The following is a 22,184-nucleotide window of genomic DNA, read 5'->3' on the forward strand; positions in this document are numbered from 1 at the left end:
ATGCCGGCATGGATTCGGCCGGCATCCACGGAAGCGTGGCACGCTCGGCGTGCCACCGGGCGCAGAGGGAGGGTGCCATGCTTGCAGGAAGCTACAACCCGTTGCTGGTCGTGCTGTCGGTCCTGGTCGCGGTGCTCGCTTCGTTCACCGCGCTGGACATGGCGGCGCGGGTATCGGCCTCGCACCATCGCGGCGCGGCCACCGGCTGGCTGCTGGCGGGCGCCGTCGCCATGGGCACCGGCATCTGGTCGATGCACTTCGTCGGCATGCTTGCCTTCCGCCTGCCGGTCCCGCTCGGCTATGCCTTCTGGCCCACCTTCGAATCGCTGCTGGTCGCCATCGCCACCTCGCTGTTCGCGCTGTGGCTGGTGTCCCGCCCCACCCTGTCGTACACGCGGCTGGCATTGGGCGCGCTGCTCATGGGCCTGGGCATCGCCTGGGTGCATTACGTCGGGATGGCCGCGCTGCGCATGGACCCGGCCATCGACTACGTACCGTCGCGGGTCGCGCTTTCCATCCTGATCGCGGTGCTCGCCTCGTGGGCGGCGCTGCACATCGCCTTGCGCATGCGCGCGCGGCAAGGCGCGTTGCCGCAGCGCGTGGCCGCCGCCGTGGTGATGGGCCTGGCCATCGCCGGCATGCACTACACCGGCATGGCCGCGGCACGGTTTCCCTCCGGCTCGGTGTGCGCCGTGGCCGCCGGCGGCGGGATCGGCGTGGAATGGCTGGCGGCCTGCGTGGTGCTGCTGACCGTGGCGATGATGGCGGTGGTGCTGGTCATCTCGCTGTTCGAGCAACACACGCAGGCGCGCGTGCTGCAGCGGCGCAACTCGACGCTGTCGGCCTCGCTGGACGATGCGCGCAAGGAGCTGTTCCATGCCAGCCGCCACGATTCGCTGACCGGCCTGCCCAACCGCCAGCTCTCGCACGAGCGCATCGACCAGCTGCTGCAGCACTGCCACGCGGCCCGGCTCGCATGCGCGGTGATGGCGCTGGACCTGGATGAGTTCCGCCACATCAACAGCGCGTTCGGCGCACAGGCCGGCGACGCGGTGATGGTCGACGTGGCCGAGCAGCTGCGCCGGCTGCTGCCCGACGATGGCCTGGTCGGCCGCCTGGGCGGCGACAAGTACGTCATCGCGCTGCCGCTGGCCGACGATGCCGGCGCCACGCCGTTGGCCGAGCGCATCGTCGTCGCGCTCGGGGCGGTGCGCGTGGACGGGCGCGACATGCGCGTCACCGCCAGCCTGGGGGTGGCGCTGTACCCGGCGCATGGCACCACGGCCGCGCCGCTGGTGGCGCATGCCGAGATCGCCACCAGCCACGCCAAGCTGGCCGGCCGCAACACCCACGCCCGGTTCGCCGAATGGATGAGCGCCGACGCCGAACAGGACCGGCGCCTGCTGCAGGACCTGCGCCAGGCCGTCGGCACGCCGCAGCTGGGCCTGCACTACCAGCCGCGGGTGCACGCCGAAAGCGGGCTGGTCACCGGCGCCGAGGCGCTGCTGCGCTGGCGCCATCCCGTGCACGGGCCGGTACCCAGCGGGCGCATCATCCGCCTGGCCGAACAGAACGGGCTGATGGAGGGGATCGGCCAATGGGTGCTGGACGAGGCGTGCCGGCAGATGCGCAGCTGGCACGACGCCGGCCATACCGGCTGGCAGGTGTCGGTGAACCTGTCGGGGTTGCAGCTCGGTTCGCCGGGCCTTGTCGAACAGGTGCGCCAGGTCCTGCAGCGCCATGAACTGGAGCCGTCGCGACTGGTGCTGGAGGTCAGCGAGAACGCGGTGACCCGCGATGCCGAAGCCGCCGTGGCCGTGCTGCGCGCCATCGCCGCCCTGGGCGTGGGCATTTCCATAGACGACTTCGGCACCGGCTTCTCCAGCCTGCTGCAGTTGCGCCGGCTCCCGGCCACGGAGATCAAGATCGACCGCGCCTTCGTGATGGCGCTGGAAGACAGCGACGAGGACGTGGTGGTGGTCGCGGCGATCGTGGCGCTGGGCCACGCCCTGAACATGGAGGTGGTGGCCAAGGGCATCGAGACCCCGGGCCAGCGCACCTACGCCGAACGCCTGGGCTGCGACCACCTGCAGGGCTACCAGCTGGGGCGGCCGGTCGGCCCGGAGAGCTTCATGCGCCTGTACGGTGGCGGCGGCCTGTGACCCGCGACGCCTGACGCGACGGTACCCGGGAACGGCCAGGCCACCGCCTGCCCCGGCGGACACGCGCCGCCACGGCGCTGGCCCGGTTCTTGCACGACCCAGGCCGGATCCAGTACCCGCGCCAGGCCATGGCTGAGAACGAAGACGGCACCGAAAAAACCGAACAACCTACCGGCAAACGGCTGCGCGACGCCCGCGAGAAGGGCGACATACCGCGTTCGCGCGAACTGGCCACCGCCGCGGTGTTCGGTGCCGGGGTGATCGCCGTCGCTACCCTGGCCGGGGTGATCGGCGGCAATGCACGCGCCTGGATGCGGACGGCGCTGTCCCCGGAGCCGGGCCTGTTCCAGACCCCCGACGCGCTGTTCGGCCATGCCGGGATGCTGTTGCTGCGGCTGATGCTGGCGACCTGGCCGCTGCTGCTGGCGTGCCTGCTCGCCAGCTTCGTCTCGCCGCTGATCATGGGCGGGCTGCGGGTGTCGTCCAAGGCGCTCATGCCCGACCTGAACCGCATGAACCCGATGTCCGGGCTCAAGCGCATCTACGGCATGCAGTCGCTGGCGGAACTGGCCAAGTCGCTGCTGCGCATGCTGTTCGTCGGCACCGCCGCCGGGCTGTGCATCTGGCACGGCTTCGACGCCCTGCGCACCCTGCCGCAGATGCCGCTGGAACGGGCGGTGCTCGACGGGCTGGGCTTCACCCTGCGGCTGCTGCTGGCCACGGCCGGTGCGCTGCTGCTGCTGGCCGCGATCGATGCGCCGTACCAGCACTGGAACTGGCTGCGCAAGCTGAAGATGACCCGCGACGAGGTCCGCCGCGAGATGAAGGAAAGCGAGGGCAGCCCCGAGGTCAAGGGCCGCATCCGCCAGATGCAGATGCAGCTGTCGCAGCGGCGGATGATGGAGGCCGTTCCCGGTGCCGACGTGGTCGTGGTCAACCCGACCCACTACGCGGTGGCGCTCAAGTACGAGGCCGGACGCATGAACGCGCCGACCGTGGTGGCCCGCGGCGTGGACGAGCTGGCCCTGCGGATCCGCCAGGTCGCCGACGGCAACCGCGTGGCCATCGTCTCGGCACCGCCGCTGGCACGCGCCTTGTATAGGGAAAGCCAACTCGGCAAGGAAATCCCCGTGAGACTGTATTCGGCCGTCGCCCAGATCCTGTCCTACGTCTACCAGCTGCGCACCTGGCGCGGCGGGCCGATGCCGCAGCAGCCGGCCATCGACATCGACGAGTTCGGCAAGGGGGCCCGCCCATGAGCGCCCAGCCCATGCCCGCCACCGCGCGCCGCCTGCTCGACGCGATCCGCCAGGGATTCGGCGCGCCGCTGATCGTCCTGGCGCTGCTGGCGATGGTGGTGGTGCCGCTGGCCGCACCGGTGCTGGACGCGCTGTTCACCTTCAACATCGCCATCTCGCTGATGGTGCTGCTGGCGGTGGTGTACGTGAAGCGGCCGCTGGACTTCACCATCTTCCCGATCGTGCTGCTGGTCACCACCATGCTGCGGCTGGCGTTGAACGTGGCCTCCACCCGCGTCATCCTGCTCAACGGCCAGAACGGCCACGAGGCGGCGGGCAAGGTCATCGCCTCGTTCGGCGAATTCGTGATCGGCGGCAACTACGCGGTCGGCATCGTGGTGTTCGCGATCCTGACCATCATCAACTTCGTGGTCATCACCAAGGGCGCCGGACGCGTGTCGGAAGTGACCGCGCGCTTCATCCTCGACGCCATGCCCGGCAAGCAGATGGCGATCGACGCCGACCTCAACGCCGGCCTGCTGACCCGCGAGGAAGCCAAGGCGCGGCGCGAGGAAGTGCGCGAGGAAGCCGATTTCTACGGTGCGATGGACGGCGCCAGCAAGTTCATCCGCGGCGATGCCATCGCCGGCATCCTGATCCTGTTCATCAACCTGCTCGGCGGCCTGGCGGTCGGCGTGCTGCAGCATGGCATGCCGTTCGCCGACGCGGCCTCCACCTACACCCTGCTGTCCATCGGCGACGGCCTGGTGGCGCAGTTGCCGGCACTGCTGGTGTCCAGTGCGGTGGCGATGCTGGTCACGCGCGCCTCGCGTGCGCAGGACATGAGCCAGGCCATGATGGGCCAGGTGTTCGGCCAGTACCGGGCGCTGGCCATCGCCGCGGCCATCATCGGCCTGGTCGGGCTGGTCCCGGGCATGCCCAACGTGGCGTTCCTGGTGCTGGCGTCGATCCTTGGCTTCCTGGCCTGGAAGCTGTGGAAGCGCGACACGGCCGCCGCCGCGGCCGCCGGCGCCGAGGCCGGCGCGGCCACCGCCGGCGAGATCCCCGGCCTGCTCGGCGCACAGCCGGCGCCGACCGCCGAACTGAGCTGGGACGAACTGCGCCCGGTCGACCCGCTGGGACTGGAGGTCGGTTACCGGCTGATCCCGCTGGTGGACAAGGCCCAGGGCGGCGAACTGATGGCACGCATCAAGGGCGTGCGCCGCAAGCTCACCCAGGACGTGGGCTTCCTGATCCCGTCGGTGCACATCCGCGACAACCTCGAGCTGGCGCCCACCACCTACCGGGTGCTGATCCACGGCGTGCCGGTCGCCAGCGCCGAGATCCATCCCGACCGCGAGCTGGCGCTGGACCCCGGCAGCGCGATGGGCCAGCTGGACGGCATTCCCGGCAAGGACCCGGCCTTCGGCCTGGACGCCACCTGGATCCAGCCGCACCAGCGCGCCCATGCCGAGTCGCTGGGCTACACCGTGGTCGATCCGGCCACGGTGGTCGCCACCCACCTGTCGCACCTGATCCGCGAGCACGCGCCGGAACTGCTGGGCCACGAGGAAGTGCAGCAGCTGCTGGCGACCCTGGCCAAGAGCGCGCCCAAGCTGGTCGAGGACCTGACCCCCAAGGCGCTGCCGATCTCGGTGGTGGCGCGGGTGCTGCAGAACCTGCTGATCGAGCGCATCCCGATCCGCCAGCTGCGCAAGATCGCCGAGGCGCTGGTCGAGAACGCCCCGCTCAGCCAGGACCCGACCGCGCTGACCGTGGCGGTGCGCAACGCGCTGGGCCGGTTCATCGTGCAGGAGATCGCCGGCATGTCGCCGGAACTGCCGGTGTTCACCCTGAACCCGCAACTGGAACGGGTCTTGCAGGAATCCACGCAGGGCAACGGTGCCGCGCTGGAACCCGGTCTCGCCGAGCGCCTCCACCAGAGTCTTGCCGAATGTGTCGGCAAGCAGGAGGCGCGGAACGAGCCGGCCGTGGTGCTGGTACCGGGCCCGGTCCGCGCCGCCCTCGCGCGGATGGTCCGCCACAGCGTCCCCTCGCTGTCGGTGCTGGCCTACAGCGAGGTACCGGAAGACAAGCGCCTGAAGCTGGTCGGCACGATCAGCTGAGGACAGCCTGGAAACCGGCGGCGGCGCAGGACGACGTCAAAGAACGGACACCTGGCCGGCCACCGCCACACACGAAGGACGAGGAGCACGCACCGCCATGCACGACACCGCCAACGCCACTGCTCCCGCGTCGCACCCGCACACGAATTCCCGGTACTCCAGCATGAAGATCAAACGTTTCGTCGCCGCCGACATGCGCACCGCCATGAACCTGGTGCGCAAGGAACATGGCCCCGACGCCGTCATCCTGTCCAATCGCCGGATCGAGGAAGGCGTCGAGATCGTGGCGGCTGCCCACTACGACGAAAGCGTCGTGCAGCGCGCCCTGGAAGCCGCCCGCCCGGCACCGCCGCCGGCGCCGAAGCCGCGCAGCGCCGCCGAGGCGATCATCGCCGCGGTGACCCGCCGCAAGACTCCGGAGCCGGAACCGGTGGTGGCCACCGCCTCGGCCGTTGCCGCCCTCGCCCGCTCGGCGGTCGGCGCCACCGGCCGATCCATCGACAGCAGCATCGAGCTGGCCCCGGGCAGCCGTTTCTCGTCGCTGCTCAAGCCGCAGCCTGCTCCTGTCCCCGCTCCTGCCCCCGCTGTCGCACGCCAGCCCGGGCTGCCGGAGCAGATCTTCGCGACCTTCCCGGCGGTACCCGACGATGCGCCGGTGGTGCCGGCGTTCCGCCCGGAGGGCTTCGCCGTCGCCGCACCGGCACCCGTGCCGGCTCCGGCCGCCGGCAACCGCGCCCACTTCGCGATCGATCCGCCATCCGAGGCACCGGTCGTCCCGCAGGTCACCGCGCCAGGCGCACGGATCGAAGCGGCCATCGCCCCGCCCGCCATGGTCGATGCCCTCGTACCGGCCGCGCCGGCCGAACCGGCAGTGCCCGTTCCCGTCCCGGCCACCACCGTCAATGTTCCGGCGCCTGCCGCCGAAGCCGCCATCGCCGCCCCCGTACTGAGCGTGGTGGCCGCGATGCCGCGCGACGACCGCCAGCTGGCCGAGCTGCGCCAGGAAGTGGCCGGCATGCGCCAGCTGATCGAGCGCGAAATGAACCGCTTCACCGACGAACGCCTGCGCGGCAGCCCGGTGCGCGCCAACGCCCTGGACCTGATGGACGAGTACGGCTTCGACGCCGGCCTGGCCCGCGACGTGGCGGTGCAGATGCCGGCCGATATCGACCCGGCACGCGCCCGCGGGCTGATGCTGGGCCTGATCTCGAAGAAACTGCCGATCGCCCCGGTCGACCCGATCGAGGCCGGCGGGGTCATCGCCCTGGTCGGCCCGACCGGCGCCGGCAAGACCACCACCATCGCCAAGCTGGCCTCGCGCTTCGCCGAGGCCCACGCCGCCCGCGACGTGGCCCTGGTCACCACCGACACCCAGCGCATCGGCGCCCGCGAGCAGCTGTACGGCTTCGGCCGCCAGCTCGGCATCGCCGTGCACGAAGCCAGCAGCGGCACCAACCTCAACCAGCTGCTGGAGCGCCTGGCCGACTACAAGCTGGTGCTGATCGACACCGCCGGACTGGGCCAGCGCGACCGCGCCCTGACCGCGCAGCTGCAGTGGCTGCGCGCCGCCGGCCAGATCCGCACCCTGCTGGTGCTGCCGGCCAACACCAGCTTCCAGGACATGGACGAGGTGGTGCGCCGCTTCGGCGCGGCCAACCCGCAGGGCCTGGTGCTGACCAAGCTGGACGAGACCGGCCGCTTCGGCTCGGCCCTTTCGGTGGCCGTGGACCACCGCCTGCCGATCACCTGGGTGACCGACGGGCAGGACGTGCCGGAAGACCTGCACCGCGCCTCGGCGGCCAATCTGGTGCTTCGCCTTGAAGATTTGCGCCGCGCGGCCGATATGCCCTGCAACCCGGAGTTGAACCATGCCGTCGCGTGAGTACGCCAAGCTGACCAATGCCTTCCCGCTGTCGGCCACCCGCCGCCAGCCCGCCGGCCCCGTGCGCACCATCGCGGTGACCGGTGGCAAGGGCGGCGTGGGCAAGACCAACGTCTCGGCCAACCTGGCCGTGGCGCTGGCCGGCATGGGCAAGCGCACGCTGCTGCTGGACGCCGACCTCGGCCTGGCCAACATCGACGTCATCCTCGGCCTGCAGCCCAAGCACACCCTGGCCGACCTGGTCGCCGGGCGCTGCACGCTGGAGGACGTCATCATCGAAGGCCCCGACGGCCTGCTGGTGGTGCCGGCCGCGTCCGGCCGCCGGCACATGGCCGAACTGCAGCCGGCCGAGCACGTCGGCCTGGTCAACGTGTTCTCCGAGCTGGAACGCGACCTGGACGTGATGATCATCGACACCGCCGCCGGCATCACCGACAGCGTGTTGACCTTCTGCCAGGCCGCGCAGGACACCGTGGTGGTGGTCTGCGACGAGCCGGCCTCGATCACCGACGCCTACGCGCTGATCAAGGTGCTCTCGCGCGAGCGCGGGGTGGACCGCATCCAGGTCGTGGCCAACATGGCCCGCGATCCCAACGAAGGCCGCATGCTGTACGAGAAGCTGGTGCGGGTGTGCGAGAAGTTCCTGGCCGACGTCTCGCTCAACTACCTGGGCTGCGTGCCGCAGGACGACTGGCTGCGCCTGTCGGTGCAGCGCCAGCAGCCGGTGGTCAAGCTGTACCCGTCGTCGCCGGCGGCGCTGGCGCTGCAGGAGATCGCCCGCCGCACCGCCCGCTGGCAGGCGCCGACCGAGCCGCGCGGCGGCGTCGAGTTCTTCCTGGAGCGCATCATCCAGCGCGGGGTGGCGACATGAACCCGGCCGCCCACTACCGCGAAGTCCAGCGCGCCAGCGCCAACGACTGCATCGCCCGCCATTCGGACCTGGTGCGGCGCATCGCCCACCACCTGGCGGCGCGCCTGCCGGCCAGCGTCGAGATCGACGACCTGATCCAGGCCGGCATGATGGGCCTGATCGAAGCCTCGCGCAGCTACGACGCCGAACAGGGCGCCTCGTTCGAGACCTACGCCTCGATCCGCATCCGCGGCTCGATGATCGACGAGATCCGCCGTGGCGACTGGGTGCCGCGCTCGGTGCATCGCCGCGCCCGTGACGCCGCCGCCACCATCCGCCGCATCGAGCAGAGCACCGGCCGTGCCGCCAGCGCGACCGAAGTGGCGCAGGCCATGGACATACCGCTGCCCGAGTACATGCGGCTGATCGAGGACGCCGCGCGCGGCCAGGTGCTGAGCCTGGAATCGCGGATCGAGGACCAGGGCGAACTGGACACGCCGGCCACCGGCGGCCCGACCCCGCAGCAGGTGCTCGAGCGCAGCCAGTTCGGCGAGGAACTGGGCAAGGCCATCGGCCAGCTGCCCGAGCGCGAACAGCTGGTGCTGTCGCTGTACTACGAGCAGGAGCTGAACCTGAAGGAGATCGGCGCGGTGCTCGGGGTCAGCGAGTCGCGCGTGTGCCAGATCCACGGCCAGGCCATGCTGCGGCTGCGTGGCCGGTTGAAGATTTTCGAGGCGGCCGACGCCGGCCTCGTCGAACCATGAAGAGGAACACCCTTTGAACAAGAACATGCGGATCCTGATCGTCGACGACTTCTCGACCATGCGGCGCATCGTCAAGAACCTGCTGGGCGACCTGGGCTTCACCAACACCGCCGAAGCCGAGGACGGGCATGCCGCGCTGGCGCTGTTGAACAGCCAGCCGTTCGATTTCGTGGTCACCGACTGGAACATGCCGGTGATGACCGGCATCGAACTGCTCAAGGCGATCCGCGCCGACGCCAGGCTCAAGACCCTGCCGGTACTGATGGTCACCGCCGAGGCCAAGCGCGAGCAGATCATCGAGGCCGCGCAGTGCGGCGTGAACGGCTACATCATCAAGCCGTTCACCGCACAGACCCTGGAAGAGAAGCTGGGCAAGATCTTCGAGCGCCTGGCAGCGAGCGCCTGATGACCATGTCCAGCGGAACTCCGAGCGAGAAATCAGTCCTGGTGCAACACCTGCAGGACGCGCTGGCGGCGCTGGAAGGCGGCGACGAGAACGGTTGGCGCCGGGAAATCGACGCGCTGGCCGCGCTGCGCACGCAGCCGATGATGGCCGGGCTCGGGCGCCTTGCGCGCGAGCTGGGCCAGGCCCTGGGCGAGCTGCCGACGGTGCCGACCGAGGCCGGCGAGCTGGACGACGCCTGCGCGCGCCTGGACCACGTGGTGGAGATGACCGAAAAGGCCACCCACCGCACCCTGGACCTGGCCGAGCAGTGCCGCGAGCTGGTCACCGGGCTGCGCGAGGGCAGCGTGCCGGCGATCGAACACGAGCAGGCGCTGGAGCGCATCCGCCACAACCTGACCGAGATCGCCCTGACCCAGAGCTACCAGGACCTGACCGGCCAGATCATCCGCCGCGTGGTCGGCATCGTGCGCCGCGTGCACGAGGGCTTCGGCGCGCTGGGCCTGCCGCCACCGGAAGAGGAGGCACGCGGCCGCGGCCTCGCCGGCCCGGCGCTGGAAGGCATCGACCGCCACGCCGTCAGCCAGAACGACGCCGACGACCTGCTCTCCAACCTGGGGCTGTGATGCCATGAGCGCCTTCGCCGACGACATCGCCGCCGATTTCATCATCGAGGCCCAGGAAATCCTGGATCGCCTCGGCGAACAGCTGGTCGCCCTGGAGCAGTCGCCCCAGGACAACGACCAGCTCAACGCGGTGTTCCGCGGCTTCCACACGCTCAAGGGCGGCGCCGGTTTCCTGGGCATCAACGCCATGGTCGAGCTGTGCCACGCCGCCGAGGAAACCCTGGGCATGGCGCGCTCGGGCAAGGCGGTGTTGCAGGCGCACCACTTCGACGCCGCGCAGCAGTCGCTGGACTGGCTGCAGGCGATGCTCGACGCGGTTTCGGCCGGCACCGATCCGCAGCACGCGCCGCCGTCGCTGATCGCGCTGTTCGACGTCGATGCGGCGCCGGCACCCGCGGCCCCGGTCGCGGCGGCCGCCGCGGTCGCGGCGCCAGCCGGCGACCTGATCACCGAGGACGAATTCGAGAGCCTGCTCGACCAGCTGCACGGCAGCGCCGCCCCCGGCACCCGTCCCGCCGCGGCCAGCGTCAGCCCGGCCGCCAGTGGCAAGGGCGCCGATCTGATCACCGAGGACGAGTTCGAGAGCCTGCTCGACCAGCTGCATGGCGGCGCCGCCCCCGGCACCCGCCCCGTCGCGGCCACCGCCCGCCCGGCCGCACCGGCCCGGGGCGGCGACGACCTGATCAGCGAGGACGAATTCGAGGCCCTGCTCGACACCCTGCATGCCGGCGCCGCTCCCGGCGCCCGTGCAATGCCGGCGGCCGTGCCCGCCGCGGCACCGGCCCCGGCTCCCGTTCCGGCGGCACCTGCCCGCGCGGCCACGCCGGCACCGGCCGCGGCCAAGGCCGCGGTCGAGCCGGAACAGACCGTGCGCGTCGACACCAAGCGCCTGGATGCCATCGTCAACCTGATCGGCGAACTGGTGCTCTCGCGCAACCGCCTCAAGACCCTGCGCACGCGCTTGAAGGACGAAGAACTCGACCGCGCCGTGTCCACCCTGGACATCGCCACCGCGCGCCTGCAGTCGGCGGTGATGCGCACCCGCATGCAGCCGGTGGGCAAGGTGTTCTCGCGCTTTCCCAAGGTCGCCCGCGACGTCGCCCGCAGCCTCAAGAAGGAAGTGGACCTGGAGCTGGTCGGCGCCGAGACCGAGCTCGACCGCAACCTGGTCGAGGCGCTGGCCGACCCGCTGGTGCACCTGGTCCGCAACGCCATCGACCACGGCGTGGAAATGCCCGACCTGCGCGAAGCGCAGGGCAAGCCGCGCATGGGCCGGGTACGGCTGTCGGCGCAGCAGGAAGGCGACTACGTCAGCATCGAAGTGCAGGACGACGGCGCCGGCATCGATCCCGAGCGGCTGCGGGCCAAGGCCCGCGAGAAGGGCCTGCTGGACCCGGAGGCGGCGGCACGGCTGAGCAGCGAGGAATGCCTGCACCTGGTGTTCCTGCCCGGCTTCTCGACCAAGCAGCAGGTCACCGACATTTCCGGCCGCGGCGTCGGCATGGACGTGGTGCAGTCGCGCATCCGCGAACTGAGCGGGCAGATCCAGATCCAGTCGGAACTGGGCCGCGGCAGCCGCTTCCTGATCCGCGTGCCGCTGACCCTGGCGATCCTGCCGACCCTGCTGGTGCAGGCCGGCGAGGACATCTACGCCCTGCCGCTGGCACGGGTGATGGAAGTGCTGCACGCGCCGCGCACCTCGCTGGGCTGGTTCGACGGCCGCGCAGTGCTCGATCGCAAGTCGCACACGCTGGCGCTGGTCGACCTGCGCCAGTGGCTGGACGTGGAGCCGACGCAGTCGACCCTGCTCACCATCGTGGTGCTGCAGATCGGCGAGGCCCGCTTCGGCCTGGTCGTGGACCAGGTGCGCGGCCGCGAGGAAGTGGTGATCAAGCCACTGCCCAAGGCACTGCGCGGGCTGAAGGGCTATGCCGGCGCCACCCTGATCGGCGACGGCCGCATGGCGCTGATCCTGGACGTGGACGGGCTGCGCAGCCAGGAGTAAGCCCGCCTGCCCCGCCCGCGCCGGCACCGTTGCATGTGCGGCGGCCGCGCCCCGCGCCGCCGGGGCCCGCCCGGCGTCCCCTAGCGAAGTGACGACCCGTCCCCACCGTTCAAGTACCCCGCGCACACGCCGATATTCGTTAAATGGACAGACTCAGCATCATCGGACTCTTCCTCGCACTGGCCTCGCTGGTGGGCGGCAGCATACTCAAGGGAGCCGGACTGTCCTCGCTGTGGTCGCCGGCGGCATTCGTGATCGTCATCGTCGGCACCGTGGCGGCGATCCTGCTGCACACCTCGCCGGCGATCTTCCGCCATGCCTTCAGGATCGTGCGCTGGGTGGTGCAGCCGCCGCCCAGCGACCGCCAGGCACTGATCCGGCAGATCGTGGAGTGGAGCAACATCGCCCGCCGCCAGGGCCTGCTCGGGCTGGAGCCGCAGGTGGAGATGCAGGACGACCCGTTCCTGCGCAAGGGCCTGCAGCTGGTGGTGGACGGCGTCGAGCCCGACGCGATCCGGCACATGCTGGAAATCGAACTCAGCGGCCAGGAACACCGCGACCTGGCCGCGGCCAAGGTGTTCGAGGGCATGGGCATCTACGCCCCGACCCTGGGCATCATCGGCGCGGTGCTGGGCCTGATCGCGGTGATGAAGAACCTGGCCGACCCGAGCAAGCTCGGCCATGGCATCGCCGCCGCGTTCACCGCCACCATCTACGGCATCGCCTCGGCCAACCTGCTGTTCCTGCCGGTCGCGGCCAAGCTCAAGAGCGTGATCGCGTACAACAGCCGCGAGCGCGAGATGATCATCGAAGGGCTGATCGCCATCGCCCATGGCGAGAACCCGCGCAACATCGAAACCAGTCTGGCCGGCTTCGTGGGCTGAACCATGGCACGCCGCAAGTCCCACGAAGAGCACGCCAACCATGAGGCATGGGCCATCCCCTATGCCGACCTGATGACGCTGCTGCTGGCCTTCTTCGTGGTGATGTACGCCATTTCCTCGCTCAACGAGGGCAAGTACCGGGTGATGGCCGATGCCCTGACCACCGCCTTCGGCGGCGCGCCGCGCACCATCACCCAGGTCCAGGTCGGCCACCAGCAGCTGCAGGGCGGCGGCCACGACACACCGGCGGTGATCCGCGCGCCGAGCATGACCGGCGGCGCGGTCTCCGACCCGACCCGGCTGCCGTCGATGGCATCGCAGATGACGCGCCCGGTATCGCTGCGCGACCGCGAGCAGCTGCAGCGCGCCGAACGCCAGCTGGGGCAGATCGCCGAGAAGCTGACCCGGGCGCTGGCACCGCTGGTCAACCAGGGCGTGATCACCGTGCGCCGCACCGAGCTGTGGATCGAGGTCGAGATCAACAGCGACATCCTGTTCGCCACCGGTTCGGCGGCACTGGACACCGAAGCGCGGCAGACCCTGGGCAAGCTGGCCGACGTGCTGCAGGACGTACCCAACGGCGTGCGCGTGGAAGGCCATACCGACAACATGCCGATCGCCACCGCGCAGTACCCGTCCAACTGGGAACTGTCGGCGGCACGCGCGGCCAGCGTGGTCCACCTGTTCGCCGACCATGGCGTGCAGCCGCAGCGGCTGGCGATGATGGGTTACGGCGAGTTCCGCCCGCGCGAGAGCAACGCGCAGGCCGAGGGCCGCAACCGCAACCGCCGGGTCATGGTCATCATCCTGGCCGACTCGGCCGCCAGCGCCGACGCGCTGGCCGACGGCGCGACCACGGTCGACGCCGCACAACCCACCCGCGATGCCGCTGGCGCCGAGGCGCCGGCGCGCACGTCCGGGCCGGCATTGCCGGCAGCAATAGAAGGAGTGCACTGATGCGTATCTGGGCCATTGCCAACCAGAAGGGCGGCGTCGGCAAGACCACCACGACACTGGCGCTGGGCCGCGGCCTGGCCGCGCTCGGCCAGCGCGTGCTGTTGATCGACCTCGATCCCCACGCCTCGCTGACCCGGGCCTTCGGCGTGCCGCTGGATCCGCCGCCGCAGGGCGTGCTGGAACTGTTCGCCACCCCGCCCGGCGAGATCGCCACGCTGGCCCGCGACAGCGCCATTCCCGGGCTGGACTACCTGTGCGCGCAGGCCGCGCTGGCCACCCTGGAACGGCGCAGCGCCAACCAGCCCGGCCTGGGCCTGGCGCTGCAGCACGCGCTGGCCCAGCACGGGCAGCGCCACGACTACATCCTGCTCGACTGCGCGCCGACCCTGGGCCTGCTGATGATCAACGCGCTGGCCGCTGCCGACCGCCTGATCATTCCCACCCAGGCCGAACCGCTGGCGCTGCACGGGCTGGAAGGCATGGTGCGCACCGGGCAGATGGTCGAGCGCTCGCGCGGCCGCCCGCTGCCGGTGTCGATCCTGCCGACCCTGTTCGACCGGCGTACCCGGACCGGCAATGAAACACTCAAGCAGATGCAGGACCGGCATGGCGAGCGCGTCTGGGAAGACGCGATCCCGATCGATACCCGGATCAGCACGCCGGCCACCCTCACCGCCCCGGCGCATGACGACGCCTACCCGGGCCGCGGCCTGTCGGCCTACCGCCGCGCACTCGAATGGCTGCGCGCCGAAGATGCCGCGCAACTGGAGCGCGCGGCATGAACGGTACCGACGTACTGGACGACTATCTGGGCGAACTGCTGCTCGACGCGATCCCCGCACCGGCACCGATGCAGGTGCCGGCAGTGCCTGCCGCGGCGGCTGCGCCGGCCCAGCCGGCCCAGCCGGACGCCATCGCGCCGCCGCCCACACCTGCACCCGCACCCGCCACCCCCGTCCCGGCGGCGCCTGCGGCAGTAGCGGCCAGGCCGGTGGCACCGGTCGCCCCGGCACCTGTTGCGGCGCCTGCACCGGTTGCGGTGCCAGCCCCTGCCCCTGCGCCTGTACCGGCACCGGCGCGCAGTGCGGCCGCACCGGCAGTCAGCGAAGGCGAGACGCCGGCTGCGGCGGCGACCGACGGCAACAATGTATGGGCCGCGCTGCAGGCACAGGCGCGCGAACCGTACCGGCCCCAGCGCCGCGCCAGCGAGCGCACCTCGCGCTGGCTGCGCCTGCGCTGCGGCGCCCAGGCCTATGCGCTGGAACTGCTCAAGGTGCAGGAGGTGGTGCTGCCGGTGCCGCTACTGGGCCTGCGCGGCACTGCCGCCTCGATGCTCGGCATCATGAACCTGCGCGGCCAGGTGGTGCCGGTGATCGACCTGGGCCTGCACCTGGGCTTCGCCGCGGTCGGCGAAGGCAGCCAGACCCGCATCGTGGTACTCGAGGAGAAGGGCGAGGTGCTGGGCCTGCGGGTATCCGCGGTCGAGGACGTGGCCAACCTGACCGAGTCGCAGATCGAGCCGCCCGATACCGCCCGCATCTGCCAGATATCCAACACCCTGTTCCGGGGCGTGGCCCGCATCGGCCAGCAGCCGATGATCCTGCTCGATGCCACCGAACTGCTGCAGTGCGAGCGCTGAAGCACCATGCCGCCCTGCACTGAGTCCGCACCCGGCACGGACCGCGTTCCGTGCGCCAGTTCACGGATTCACATGCATTTGATCCGGCGCCTTAAAGATCGTTCCAGCACTGCCGTTAACTGGTCCAGTACCGTCTCTCCGGAGCAACGATGAGCACTGTGGCATTGGCGCAGGACCTGGGCATCGAGTCCACCTGCGACCTGAAGCAACACCTGGCCCCGCACCTGGGCCGGAGCGGCGCGTTGCGCGTGGATGCCAGCCAGGTGGCCCGGGTGCACACCGCCGCCATCCAGGTGCTGTGCGCCTTCGTCCTGGCCCGCCGCCAAGCCGGCCATGCCACCGTCTTCGACGACGCTACCGACACCTTCCGTGACGCCGCGCGCCTGCTCGGCGTCCTCCAGACCCTGGGTCTGGACGCAACCCCTGACAAATCGAATTCTGTGGAGAACGTTGCATGAGCGCTCGAATCCTGGTGGTGGACGACTCGGCGTCGATGCGCCAGATGGTGGCCTTCGCCCTCACCTCGGCCGGCTTTTCCGTCGAGGAAGCCGAAGACGGCGCCGTCGCCCTGGGCCGTGCCAAGGGCGCCAGGTTCAATGCGGTGGTCACCGACGTGAACATGCCCAACATGGACGGCATCTCGCTCATCCGCGAACTGCGCCAGCTGCCGGACTACAAGTTCACCCCGATGCTGATGCTGACCACCGAGTCGGCCGCCGACAAGAAATCCGAAGGCAAGGCCGCCGGCGCGACCGGCTGGCTGGTCAAGCCGTTCAACCCCGAACAGCTGGTCGCCACCGTCCAGAAAGTCCTGGGCTGATCGCCCTCCCACCGCACCGAACCCAGACCGGATAGCGCGCCGATGAGCATGGACCTGCAACGTTTCCACGCCACCTTCTTCGAGGAAAGCCGCGAAGGACTGGACGCCATGGAGGCCGGGCTGCTGGCACTGGAGGACGGGCAGCAGGATCCGGAAATCATCAACTCGGTGTTCCGCGCCGCGCATTCGATCAAGGGCGGCGCCGGCACCTTCGGCTTCGAGGCCATCGCCGGGCTGACCCACGTGCTGGAAACGCTGCTGGACGAGCTGCGTGCCGGCAAGCGGGCGCTGGAAAGCACCGCGGTCGATGCCATGCTGTCCTCGGTGGACGTGCTGCGCGCACTGCTGCGCGAGGCCGAACACGGCCAGGCCGCCGACCCGGCCGCGGTCGCCGCGGTCAAGGCACGCCTGGAAGCGGTGCTCTCCGGTACCGCCGCCGCACCGGTCGCGGCCCGGCAGGAACAGCCCGCGGCCGAGCCGGAAGGCTGGCAGATCGGCTTCGTCCCCGCACCCTCGCTGTTCATGAGCGGCAACGATCCGCTGCGCATCATCCGCGAGCTGGAAACCCTCGGCCCGCTGCAGGTCGAGGCGCGCATGCAGCGTCTGCCCGGGTTCGAGCAGATGGACCCGCTGGAAGCCTACATCGCCTGGGACCTGGGCCTGACCGGACGCATCCCGCGCAGCAAGATCGAAGACACCTTCGCCTGGGTCGTGGACGACTGTGAGCTGGACATCCAGCCGATCATCGCCCCACCGAGCCTGGCCACCCACGCCCCGACCGCTGCCCAGGAAGTGGCCGCCGAGGTCGCCGCGGCCGCACGTCCGGCTGCCGCCGCAGCCACTGCCGCTGGTGGTGCACACGAGGCCGAAAGCTCGATCCGCGTCAGCGTCGACAAGGTCGACGCGCTGATCAACCTGGTCGGCGAGCTGGTCATCACCCAGGCCATGCTCAAGCAGGTCTCCGGTGGCCTGGACCCGTCGCACGCCGAACGCCTGCTGGCCGGCCTGGACCTGCTCGAACGCAATACCCGCGACCTGCAGGAAGCGGTGATCGGCGTGCGCATGCTGCCGGTGGACGCGGTGTTCCGCCGCTTCCCGCGGCTGGTGCGCGACCTGTCCTCGCGCCTGGGCAAGCAGGTCCGCCTGCGCACCATCGGCGAAGGCACCGAGCTGGACAAAGGCCTGATCGAGAAGATCGCCGACCCGCTGGTGCACCTGGTGCGCAACTCGATCGACCACGGCCTGGAAATGCCCGACGTGCGCCGCCAGGCCGGCAAGGACGAGATGGGCACCATCACCCTGGCCGCCTCGCACCAGGGCGGGCACATCGTCATCGAGGTCAGCGACGACGGTCGCGGCCTGAACCGCGACAAGATCCTGGCCAAGGCCCACGAACGCGGCCTGGCGATTCCCGACAACCCGACCGATACCCAGGTCTGGGACCTGATCTTCCAGCCCGGCTTCTCCACCGCCGATGCGGTCACCGACCTGTCCGGCCGCGGCGTCGGCATGGACGTGGTCCGCCGCAACATCCAGGCGCTCGGTGGCGAAGTGCAGCTGGAAAGCCAGGCCGGCGCAGGGACCCGGGTGCTGATCCGCCTGCCGCTGACCCTGGCCATCCTCGACGGCATGACCGTTTCGGTTGCCGGCGAGACCCTGATCCTGCCGCTGGCCTACGTGCTCGAGGCGCTGCAGCCCAAGGCCGAAGACATCCGCACCATGGCCGGCGAAGGCCGCGTGCTGCGCGTGCGCGGCGAGTACCTGCCGATCCTGTCGCTGGGCCAGTACTACGGCTACCGCCAGGACAGCCATGCCGACCCGTTGGTGGTGGTGGTCGAGGGCGACGGGCAGAAGATCGCCCTGGAAGTGGACGAACTGCTCGGCCAGCAGCAGGTCGTGGTCAAGAACATCGAGAACAACTACCGCCGCATCGGCGGCGTTTCCGGGGCCACCATCCTCGGCGATGGGCGGGTCGCGCTGATCGTCGATGTCGGCGGCCTGGTGCGCTCGCTGCGCCTGCCGCAGGCCGCCTGACCCCACGTTTCCGCCGTTCGCGGCGGGCCGCCACCGACGCATTCCGCGGCGGTCACAGCGCGCCGTCGCCTGCCGGCGGCGTGGCAGCCGGCCCCTTGCCGCCGCCCCGTGCCCTTGCCACGCGCGCACCCTGCTGCCGCAGGACCGTGGGCGCCACACCGACCCCCGGCCCACGCCCCGGCGTGCCGCCGCCCTCGCTCCAGGACATCCGCATGCATCGCCTCGCCCCGCTCGCCCTGCTCACCCTCGCCGCACCGGCCCTGGCCGGCACGCAGGCCGACGCATGGCCCCCGCGGCTGGCGCTGGCCGGCGGCACCGAGGCTACGCTCACCGGCAACTTCGCCTGGGACATCAACCGCTTCGACGCCGACGGTACCGCCCTCGACAACGACCAGGACTGGCGCCGCAAGGAATTCGGTCTCGCCATCAAGCGCAAGGGTCTGTACGACTTCACCGCGTCCTACGACTTCCAGTCCGACACCTGGATGGACGTGGCGCTGCGCCTGGAGAGCAAGGGCCTGACCGGCCGCGACCTCGGCAAATGGCGCATCGGCCAGATGAAGCTGCCGCTGGGCTTCGAAGGCAATACCGCCACCCGCAGCGGCGCCTTCATGGAGAACGCACTGCCCACGCAGGCGTTCTACGAGGGCCGCCGCATCGGCGTGGACTGGGCCCTGGAACGGCCGCGCTGGCTGTTCAATGCCGGCGCCTACAGCCACGACCTGCAGGGCAACAACCGCGGCGACAGCGTGGCCGCGCGGCTGGCCTGGACCCCGCTCAAGCAGCCCTCGCATGTGCTGCACCTGGGCGTTTCCGGCACCCGCGAGCGTCCCGACGCCGAAACCAATGGATTGGGCGTGGAGGTCGCGCCGAGCGTGCGCTGGCGCGCCAGGCCGGAGGCGTCGCTGACCCCGTTGCGGCTGGTCGACTCGGGCACCCTGCGCGACGTCGAGCGCATCGACCGGCGCGGTCTGGAGGCGCTTTGGATCGAAGGCCCGTGGTCGCTGCAGGGCGAATACCTGCAGCAGACCACGCACCGCCACGGCCTGCCGCACTATCGTGGCGATGGCTGGTACCTGGCAGGCAGCTGGCTGCTCACCGGCGAATCGCGCACCTACAGCGGCGGCAACGTCGCCAATCCGCGCCCGGCAGGCAAGCGCGGCGCCATCGAGCTGCTGGCGCGCTACAGCCGCATCGACCTGGACGACGGCCTGGTCCGTGGCGGCCGCGAAAACAACTGGACCGTGGGCGCGAACTGGTACGCGGGCAACCACCTGAAGTTCCAGGCCAACTACGTCCGTGCCGATGCCCGGCGCGGCACCCTGCACTGGCAGCCCGAAGTGGTGCAGCTGCGCGCGCAGCTGCATTTCTGACGGCGCCCGCAGGCACCGGTCCGCCGCCTGTCGGCATCCCGCTGCCGGGCGACCGGACAGGCGTCAAGAAGTGGACGCCGGCGCCGATACCGCAAATGTGCACCATACGGTGCGGGCCTCCCGTCGCGGCCATTCCACATTGATGACGTCGCGCAGGTGCGCCGGGCCTGCCTGTCGCTGAGCCTGTCACTGGAGATATCTGCGATGAAATGGTTCCAGAACCTTTCGATCACGCGGAAGCTTGTCCTCGCCTTCTGCATCACCTGCATGATCACCCTGCTGATGGGAGGGTTCTCGCTGTGGCGGATGATGCTCGCCAACACCCAGATCGAGCAGATCAACAACAACTGGATGCCGGCAGTCCAGCAACTGGGCGAGATGCGCGCGCAGCTCGGCGAGTTCCGTACCTATGAGCAGGCGCAGCTGGGCTACCAGGGCAACCCCGGGCAGCTGGCAGACTACGACAAGCGCCTGGCCGACACCCGCGGCCTGATCGAGGCCGCCGAGAAGGCCTACGATGACATCGAAACCGACTACACGCCGGAAGAACAGGCGATGTACGAAAAGCTCAAGCAGCACCGCGCGGCGTATTTCGCCGCGCACGAGCGCATCGCCGCCGCCATCGCCGCCGACGATTTCGATACCGCGCGGAGCATCTCCTCGGACGAATCGCGCAAGCTGCGACGCCTGCTGTTCGACCAGCTCAAGCTGATGTCCCAGTACAACCAGGAGCAGCTGGCCCGGGACGTGGCCGCGTCCAGGCAGGCCTACCAGCGGTCGCTGATGGCGGTGGCCGCCGGCATGGCGCTGTCGCTGGTGCTGGCCGCCCTGCTGGGCTGGGCCATCATCCGCTCGATCATGCAGCCGCTGGGCGAGGCGGTACGCGTGGCCGACGATGTCGCCGCGGGCAAGCTCGACCGCCGCATCGACGCCTCGCGCCGCGACGAGGTCGGCAAGCTGCTGTCCTCGATGCAGCGCATGCAGGCGCAGCTGCAGGCAGTGATCGCCGCGCAGCAGGAAATGGGCCGCCAGCATGACGCCGGCATCATCAGCTACCGCATGGACCAGGCTGCCTTCCCCGGCGACTACGGGGTGATGGTCGCCGGCACCAACCAGCTGGTCGGCAACCACATCGGCGTGAAGATGCAGGTGATCGAGCTGGCCCAGCGCTATGCCGTGGGCGACCTGAGCCGCGACATGCCGGCGCTGCCCGGCGAGAAGGCCGAGATCACCGAGACCATGGCCACCATCAAGCGCAACCTCACCGCGATCAGCAGCGAGATCCGCCGCCTGAGCGGCGCCGCGGCCGAGGGCGACTTCAGCCAGCGCGGCGACGAGCAGCGCTTCGAGCACGATTTCCGGCAGATGGTGCACAACCTCAACGCGATGATGGAGGCCACCGACCACAGCCTGGCGCAGACCTCCAGCCTGCTGCAGGCCATCGCCCGCGGCGACCTGACCGCGCGCATGCACGGCGATTTCCAGGGCGTGTTCGCACGGATGCGCGACGACGCCAATGCCACCGTCGCGCAGCTGACCTCGATCGTCGGCCGCATCCAGACCGCCGCCTCCAGCATCAACCTGGCCGCCTCGGAGATCGCCACCGGCAACAACGACCTGTCGCGTCGCACCGAACAGCAGGCCGCCAACCTGGAGGAAACCGCCGCCTCGATGGAGGAGCTGACCTCCACCGTGCGCCAGAACGCCGAGCATGCCCGCCAGGCCAACCAGCTGGCGCAGGGCGCGGCCAGCGTCGCCTCGCAGGGCGGCCAGGTGGTCGGCCAGGTGGTCACCACCATGACCGACATCGAGGCCTCGTCCAAGAAGATCGCCGACATCATCAGCGTCATCGACGGTATCGCCTTCCAGACCAACATCCTGGCGCTCAACGCCGCGGTGGAAGCCGCCCGGGCCGGCGAACAGGGCCGCGGCTTCGCCGTGGTCGCCTCGGAAGTGCGCACCCTGGCGCAGCGCTCGGCCGGTGCCGCCAAGGAGATCAAGGAACTGATCGAGAACTCGGTCGGCAAGGTCGCCGAAGGCTCGGCGCTGGTCCACCAGGCCGGCAGCACCATGGGCGAGATCGTGACCTCGGTGCAGCGGGTGACCGACATCATGGCCGAGATCTCCGCCGCCTCGCAGGAACAAAGCGCCGGCATCGAGCAGGTCAACCAGACCGTCACCCAGATGGACGAGACCACCCAGCAGAACGCCGCCCTGGTGGAGGAAGCCACCGCCGCCGCGCGGGCCATGGAAGAGCAGGCGCAGCAGTTGAGCGAGGCGGTCTCGCAGTTCCGGCTGACCGCGGCCGCGCTGCCCACGGCCCGGGTCGGCGCTGTCGCTTCGGCTGCGTCCACCGGGTACGGCATCGGCCTGGCCGCAGGAGGCATGCAGGCGTTCTGAGGCATCCGTGCGCGGCCCCCC

General features: G+C 70.4%; 16 protein-coding genes and 2 pseudogenes. All 18 read left to right on the forward strand.

The window, feature by feature from the left end; genetic code table 11:
* Positions 1 to 77 precede the first annotated feature (77 nt).
* The 18 genes and pseudogenes from QQA12_RS08705 to QQA12_RS08790 all read left to right on the forward strand — a co-directional run bounded on the left by QQA12_RS08705 (position 78) and on the right by QQA12_RS08790 (position 22,163).
* Positions 78 to 2,162, forward strand: a complete 2,085-nt coding sequence (locus QQA12_RS08705) for an EAL domain-containing protein (RefSeq protein ID WP_226049074.1) — start codon at positions 78 to 80, stop codon at positions 2,160 to 2,162.
* A gap of 128 nt (positions 2,163 to 2,290) precedes the next feature.
* A complete protein-coding gene (flhB, locus tag QQA12_RS08710) occupies positions 2,291 to 3,421 on the forward strand; it encodes a flagellar biosynthesis protein FlhB (RefSeq protein WP_054665848.1) in 1,131 nt (376 codons plus the stop codon).
* Complete coding sequence (flhA, locus tag QQA12_RS08715; protein ID WP_054665851.1) at positions 3,418 to 5,526, forward strand: flagellar biosynthesis protein FlhA; 2,109 nt, start codon at positions 3,418 to 3,420, stop codon at positions 5,524 to 5,526. Before flhB ends, flhA begins: the two co-directional genes overlap by 4 nt.
* A gap of 163 nt (positions 5,527 to 5,689) precedes the next feature.
* A complete protein-coding gene (flhF, locus tag QQA12_RS08720; RefSeq protein ID WP_226049075.1) occupies positions 5,690 to 7,408 on the forward strand; it encodes a flagellar biosynthesis protein FlhF in 1,719 nt (572 codons plus the stop codon).
* The gene (locus QQA12_RS08725; RefSeq protein WP_054665860.1) at positions 7,395 to 8,279 is read left to right on the forward strand and encodes a MinD/ParA family protein; all 885 of its coding nucleotides are present in this window, start codon (positions 7,395 to 7,397) and stop codon (positions 8,277 to 8,279) included. Before flhF ends, QQA12_RS08725 begins: the two co-directional genes overlap by 14 nt.
* A complete protein-coding gene (locus QQA12_RS08730; RefSeq protein ID WP_054665863.1) occupies positions 8,276 to 9,022 on the forward strand; it encodes an RNA polymerase sigma factor FliA in 747 nt (248 codons plus the stop codon). Before QQA12_RS08725 ends, QQA12_RS08730 begins: the two co-directional genes overlap by 4 nt.
* Before the next feature lie 13 nt (positions 9,023 to 9,035).
* Positions 9,036 to 9,428 carry a chemotaxis response regulator CheY gene (gene cheY / locus QQA12_RS08735; RefSeq protein ID WP_054665867.1) on the forward strand — a complete coding sequence of 131 codons (393 nt, stop codon included), beginning with the start codon at positions 9,036 to 9,038 and terminating at the stop codon, positions 9,426 to 9,428.
* 5 nt (positions 9,429 to 9,433) lie between these two features.
* A complete protein-coding gene (locus QQA12_RS08740; protein WP_152984936.1) occupies positions 9,434 to 10,051 on the forward strand; it encodes a protein phosphatase CheZ in 618 nt (205 codons plus the stop codon).
* A gap of 4 nt (positions 10,052 to 10,055) precedes the next feature.
* Positions 10,056 to 12,056 (forward strand): chemotaxis protein CheA, encoded by a 2,001-nt coding sequence (locus QQA12_RS08745; protein ID WP_226049076.1) that lies wholly within the window; start codon positions 10,056 to 10,058, stop codon positions 12,054 to 12,056.
* Between the two features lie 143 nt (positions 12,057 to 12,199).
* Positions 12,200 to 12,940, forward strand: a complete 741-nt coding sequence (locus tag QQA12_RS08750) for a flagellar motor protein (RefSeq protein WP_054665876.1) — start codon at positions 12,200 to 12,202, stop codon at positions 12,938 to 12,940.
* Positions 12,941 to 12,943: 3 nt separating this feature from the next.
* Positions 12,944 to 13,768 (forward strand): annotated as a pseudogene (motD, locus tag QQA12_RS08755) (flagellar motor protein MotD); the annotation flags it as partial.
* Positions 13,769 to 13,896: 128 nt separating this feature from the next.
* Positions 13,897 to 14,679, forward strand: a complete 783-nt coding sequence (locus QQA12_RS08760) for a ParA family protein (protein ID WP_054665882.1) — start codon at positions 13,897 to 13,899, stop codon at positions 14,677 to 14,679.
* Positions 14,680 to 14,687: 8 nt separating this feature from the next.
* A pseudogene (locus tag QQA12_RS08765) lies at positions 14,688 to 15,536 on the forward strand (chemotaxis protein CheW); the annotation flags it as partial.
* Positions 15,537 to 15,685: 149 nt separating this feature from the next.
* The gene (locus QQA12_RS08770; protein WP_226049078.1) at positions 15,686 to 15,994 is read left to right on the forward strand and encodes an STAS domain-containing protein; all 309 of its coding nucleotides are present in this window, start codon (positions 15,686 to 15,688) and stop codon (positions 15,992 to 15,994) included.
* Complete coding sequence (locus tag QQA12_RS08775) at positions 15,991 to 16,356, forward strand: response regulator (protein WP_054665888.1); 366 nt, start codon at positions 15,991 to 15,993, stop codon at positions 16,354 to 16,356. The genes QQA12_RS08770 and QQA12_RS08775 overlap by 4 nt, the downstream gene beginning before the upstream one ends.
* 42 nt (positions 16,357 to 16,398) lie before the next feature.
* The gene (locus QQA12_RS08780; RefSeq protein ID WP_226049079.1) at positions 16,399 to 18,390 is read left to right on the forward strand and encodes a chemotaxis protein CheA; all 1,992 of its coding nucleotides are present in this window, start codon (positions 16,399 to 16,401) and stop codon (positions 18,388 to 18,390) included.
* Positions 18,391 to 18,602: 212 nt separating this feature from the next.
* Positions 18,603 to 19,763 (forward strand): porin, encoded by a 1,161-nt coding sequence (locus tag QQA12_RS08785; protein ID WP_226049080.1) that lies wholly within the window; start codon positions 18,603 to 18,605, stop codon positions 19,761 to 19,763.
* Between the two features lie 204 nt (positions 19,764 to 19,967).
* On the forward strand, positions 19,968 to 22,163 hold the full coding sequence (locus QQA12_RS08790) for a methyl-accepting chemotaxis protein (RefSeq protein WP_226049081.1): 2,196 nt from the start codon (positions 19,968 to 19,970) through the stop codon (positions 22,161 to 22,163).
* The last annotated feature ends 21 nt before the right edge of the window (positions 22,164 to 22,184 follow it).

The organism is Stenotrophomonas sp. 17(2023) (genome assembly GCF_030345315.1).
Lineage (GTDB): Bacteria > Pseudomonadota > Gammaproteobacteria > Xanthomonadales > Xanthomonadaceae > Stenotrophomonas > Stenotrophomonas acidaminiphila.